This window comes from Brevibacterium sp. AGC70, assembly GCF_057334195.1.
In genome coordinates this window covers 344,840-349,490 of record NZ_JBHFIH010000018.1, presented here as the reverse complement: position 1 = coordinate 349,490, position 4,651 = coordinate 344,840, and the positions used below count along the sequence as shown (strand labels likewise).

Here is a 4,651-nt window from a genome sequence, read left to right as displayed (position 1 = left end):
GCCTGGGCGAGCCCAGGCCCCGGGGTGTTACTGAGACTGTGTCTTCGATTCGCCGACATCGGCGTCGACGGGTTCAGCTCTCGGATCCGACTCGAGGCCGGCTTCCCACTCCGAGGCTTCGGCTGGACCATCCCGGTAGCGGACATTGTGCTCACCAGGTGTTGGCACATCGCTGCGCAGACCCAGCCGACGTCCGCCGAAGGTCAGCGGCAGCAGGGGAACATCAACCTGGTCTCCGCTGGGCAGGCCGGTGCTGGCCAGAGCCCCGGAAGCGACGAGGTGGGCGTCGGAAGTGAGGTCGGCCGGGGTGTTCACCGGGGCGACCGGCAGTCCGCGGCGGGTGCATTTCTCCTCGATCTGAGCGAGGTCGAGCTGGGACAGAGCCGCCTGCAGCTCGCGGTGGATGCGATCGCGTTGATCGACGCGTCCCTGGTTCGTCTCGAGGTCAGTGTCACCGGCGAGTTGGGTCAGATCGAACTCGTCGCAGAGGTCATGCCATTGCCCGTCGCTGACGGCTGCGACGAAGATCTGGTCATCGTGTTTGTCGCGGAAGATGTCGTAGACAGCCCAGGTGGCTCGACGAGTGGGCATCGGACGCAGCGGTTCCCCGCTGAGCTGGGCCTGTGCCATGTGCGTGCCGACGAGGAAGGCGTTGTTCTCGAACAGGGCGGAGTTGATGACCTGCCCCTCACCGGTGCGTTCGCGCACGCGCAGTGCCGAGAGCACTCCGATGACCCCGAACATTCCGCCCATGATGTCGTTGACACTGGCTCCGGCGCGCAGCGGCTGTCCGGGCGGACCGGTCATATAGGCAAGGCCGCCGAGCATCTGCACGACCTCGTCGAGGGCGGTGCGCCCACCGTAGGGTCCGGACAGGAACCCCTTGAGGGAACAGTAGATGAGGCGAGGATTGCGCTTGGCGAGTTCCTCGTAGCCGTAGCCCATGGAATCCATCTTCCCGACCCGAAAGTTCTCGAGGAGAACATCGGCGGAATCGATAAGGGACAGAGCGACGTCACGATCGGCCGCCTCGGCGATGTCGAGCTGGACGGACTGCTTGTTGCGATTGAAGGCGGGGAACAGCCCGGATCCGGAGCCGGGCAGGTAGCGGGTCTTGTCCCCGGCCCCGCGCGGTTCGACCTTGATCACCTCGGCGCCCAGATCGGCGAGGATCATCCCGCAGCTGGGACCCATGACCATATGGGAGAACTCGATGACGCGGATGCCAGCCAGCGGCAGCTCCTCTACGCCGACGGTCGAGGATTCGCTCTGCTCAAGCATGGTAGGCCGCCGGAACAGCGGGGATCGCAGACAGGCTCGATGTCAGCTCATGGCCGACCGCGGCCGTCAGTGGTTCCCTGACTGCCGAGAGCGCGTCAACGTCGACCCCGGTCGCCACGCCTTCACGGTGCAGGAGGTGAACGAGGTCATCAGTGCCGATGTTGCCGGCAGCGCCCGGGGCAAAGGGACAGCCGCCCAGGCCGCCCATAGCCGCATCGAAGTTCGAGATTCCCAGGTCGAGGGCTGCGATGACATTGGCCATTCCGAAGTTGTATGTGTCGTGCAGATGCAGGCTCACTGGTCTGCCCGGGAAGGCCTCCAAGACCGCCGAGGTGTTCCTGGACACCAATGATGGGTTGGCGTTTCCGATCGTGTCGGCGACACCGATGCCGTGTGCCCCGGCTTCGACGAAGGGACACAGAACCTCGACGAGGTGGCCGGCGTCGGTGATGCCGTCGAAGGGGCAGATGAAGCTGACCGCGGTGGTGATGTCGAAACGCACACCGTTGTCACGGGCGAAGGTCGCGGCTTCGAGGAGACGCTGCGTGGCCTGGGCGATCGGGGCATCGGAGTTCGCCTGAGAATGGCCTTCGGAGGCGGAGAGGACGAGCTTGATGTTCTTCGCTCCGGCGTCGACGGCGCGTTGGGCGCCCTTGAGGTTGAACACCAGGGTGAAGAAGTCGATGCCCTCGGCCTCATACGGCTGGAGTCGTTGCAGGACCTCGCCGGTGTCGGCCATCTGCGGGACCTTCTTCGGATTGACGAACGATCCTACCTCGATCTCCTTGAGTCCCGCGGCGATGAGCTGCTGGCCCAGAGCGACCTTGGCGTCGGTGGGCACGATGGCGTCTTCGATCTGCAGACCGTCACGCAGCGTGGTGTCGAGAATCGTGACCGATGTTGGCCGAACCATGGTGAGAGCTCCTTCATTGATCTGCTCATTCCCGGAGACCGGGACGAGAGTGGCACCGCGCTCCTTTGCGCGCTGCCGTCTGCACCCAACATAGCCGTTCCCCGCATCCCTGCAATGAGCGCGGACGTGAAATGTTCGCTATATGAGAAGCGGCAATGAAGTGAGGGCTATCACTCCCATTAAATGGGACGAAGGATCTCGACAGTTCGGACATGGGTGTGCGGTTCTGAGCTGAGGCGTCGCCCAAGGCTGTCGTGAGTGTTCAGCCGCAGTCGTGATTGCTCAGTCGCGTTCGGGCAGCTGCCCGCCGAGCTGCTCGAGCACCTCGTCGGTGTGCTCACCCAAGTCCGGGCCGAGGTGGTCGATCGGGATCGAGGAGCCGCCGATGACCGGGGTGATTCCCGGGAAGGCCACGTCGGGCAGCGTCTCTTCACCGGTCGAGACGTCGAGGTGTTGGATCATGCCGCGTGCGGCGAGCTGCTCGTCGGCCACGAGATCCTCTGCGGTGTAGATCGGCCCGGCAGGAACGCCGGCGGTCTCCAAAGTTTCGACCACTTCGGTGACTTCGCGATCGGCACACCAGGCGCCGATGGCTTCATCGAGCTCCTCACGCCGATCCCAGCGACCGGCATTGGTCTGCAGATCAGGGTCCTCACCCAGGTCCGGACGGTCAACGGCCTCCATGAGGCGTTTGTAGATTCCGTCGCCGTTTCCGGCGATGACCACCGATTTTCCACCGGCGCAGAGGTATCCGTTCGACGGGGCGATGCCCTCCATCCGTCCACCAGTGCGAGTGCGCGTCTCACCGAACGCGGAGTAGTCGGGGACAAGGGATTCCATTACGGAGAACATGGCTTCGTTCAGTGCGACGTCGACCGTACGCTCAGCCAAGGACTCCCTGCCTTCGAAGCTGTGATCGGAGCCGGTCACAGCCTCGGCGGCGCCGGCGATCTTCTGGCGCTGACGATCGAAGAGCATCATCACGGCACCGAACGCAGCCTGCATACCGGCGATGGAGTCACCGATCGAGATTCCCACGCGCACCGGCGGCCGGTCGGGGTCACCGACGAGTTCGCGGAAGCCGGAATAGCCTTCGGCGACGGCGGCGAATCCGGGGCGCTCGGACATGGGACCGGTCTGGCCGAAGGCGGAGATGCGCACGAGGATGATGTCGGGGTTGGCCCCTTCGAGGACATCTGGTCCCAGACCCCACTTTTCGATCGTTCCGGGGCGGAAGTTCTCGAGCACGATATCGCTGCGACGCACGAGCTCGAGTGCCGAAGCTCTGCCTTCCTCTGAGCGAAGGTCGAGGACAACGGACTTCTTATTGCGGTTGATGGTCCTGTAGAGCATTGAGGTGCTGCCCTGTTTGAGGCGCCAGTTGCGGAGCTCGTCACCTGTGCCGGGGCGCTCGATCTTGATGACCTCTGCACCGAAGTCGGCAAGCATGCGACCGGTGGTAGGTGCCGCGATGTAGTTGCCGAGTTCGAGGACTCGCACACCGCTCAGTGGAAGACGACGTGCTGTCATGTCGATGCTCCTGTTCGTCGATCGGGCTCTGATGTGCCTACCGGACTGCGCCGGTCGCTGCCACACGGGCCTGTCCCGGTTTCTGTCTTTCTGCAATAGTGCCAGGTCAGCAAGACCAACAGCGACATTTCGGAATACATGACGCCGTAGGGTCGACGAACCCAGTGTCCGTCTACCGACAGAACCTCATGTCCGTCTACTGACAGGAGGACTGACGGGAAGGCCGACGGAAGGTGGAATCGATGACCCTATCTTGTTGAAACGTCATTCACTGCGACGGTTTTCTCCGAGCTTCCTGTGAAGATCGGCAGGAAATGAACAGCTTCTGAGACTTGAGCCAATTTCACGCAATTTTCCTTGCTTCCCCTTGTATCAAGACTCTTCATGTTTAAGACTGTCACCAAGCCGCAGGACGCGGCCGTATGCCATCAACCAAGGAGCAGAACATGTCGGAAAACTTTGGACAGGACAACGAGAACTTCGGCGGCGGCGACCAGGAGCAGCAGGGTGGCGGCTTTGGTGGCGGCCAGGAACAGGGCGGCCAGCAGGGCGGCGGCCAGGAACAGGGCGGCTTCGGCGGCGACAACGAGCGCAGCGAAGGTGGCCAGGGCGGACAGCAGTCCGAGCAGGGCGGCCAGGAATCCGGCGGCTTCGGCGGCGGCGACAACGAGCGTAGCGAAGGTGGCCAGGGCGGACAGCAGTCCGAGCAGGGCGGCTTCGGCGGCGGAAACGAAGGCAACCAGGGCGGCGGCTTCGGCGGCGACAACGAGCAGGGTGGCCAGCAGCAGGGTGGCTTCGGCGGCGGAAACGAAGGCGGCCAGGAACAGGGCGGCTTCGGCGGCGGAAACGAAGGCGGCCAGGAACAGGGCGGCTTCGACCAGCAGCGCTGATTCCCTCAGCCTTACGCAGTAACTGAAGAGGGGCGGG

General features: G+C 63.8%; 4 protein-coding genes. All 4 read right to left on the bottom strand.

Features of this window, described 5'->3' with window-relative positions; genetic code table 11:
- Positions 1 to 27: 27 nt before the first annotated feature.
- Positions 28 to 1,281, bottom strand: a complete 1,254-nt coding sequence (locus ACE03M_RS16935) for a CaiB/BaiF CoA transferase family protein (RefSeq protein WP_485935211.1) — start codon at positions 1,279 to 1,281, stop codon at positions 28 to 30.
- Positions 1,274 to 2,194 carry a hydroxymethylglutaryl-CoA lyase gene (locus ACE03M_RS16930; RefSeq protein WP_485935210.1) on the bottom strand — a complete coding sequence of 307 codons (921 nt, stop codon included), beginning with the start codon at positions 2,192 to 2,194 and terminating at the stop codon, positions 1,274 to 1,276. The genes ACE03M_RS16935 and ACE03M_RS16930 overlap by 8 nt, the downstream gene beginning before the upstream one ends.
- Before the next feature lie 282 nt (positions 2,195 to 2,476).
- A complete protein-coding gene (locus ACE03M_RS16925; RefSeq protein ID WP_485935209.1) occupies positions 2,477 to 3,724 on the bottom strand; it encodes a CaiB/BaiF CoA transferase family protein in 1,248 nt (415 codons plus the stop codon).
- Positions 3,725 to 4,152: 428 nt separating this feature from the next.
- The coding region (locus tag ACE03M_RS16920; RefSeq protein WP_485935207.1) for a hypothetical protein at positions 4,153 to 4,651 on the bottom strand (499 nt) is incomplete at its 5' end.

Bases quoted from the DNA above. Each gene is read 5' to 3' on its own strand.
- ACE03M_RS16935 (WP_485935211.1), bottom strand. From the start codon at position 1,281: ATGCTTGAGCAGAGCGAATCCTCGACCGTCGGCGTAGAGGAGCTGCCG.
- ACE03M_RS16930 (WP_485935210.1), bottom strand. From the start codon at position 2,194: ATGGTTCGGCCAACATCGGTCACGATTCTCGACACCACGCTGCGTGAC.
- ACE03M_RS16925 (WP_485935209.1), bottom strand. From the start codon at position 3,724: ATGACAGCACGTCGTCTTCCACTGAGCGGTGTGCGAGTCCTCGAACTC.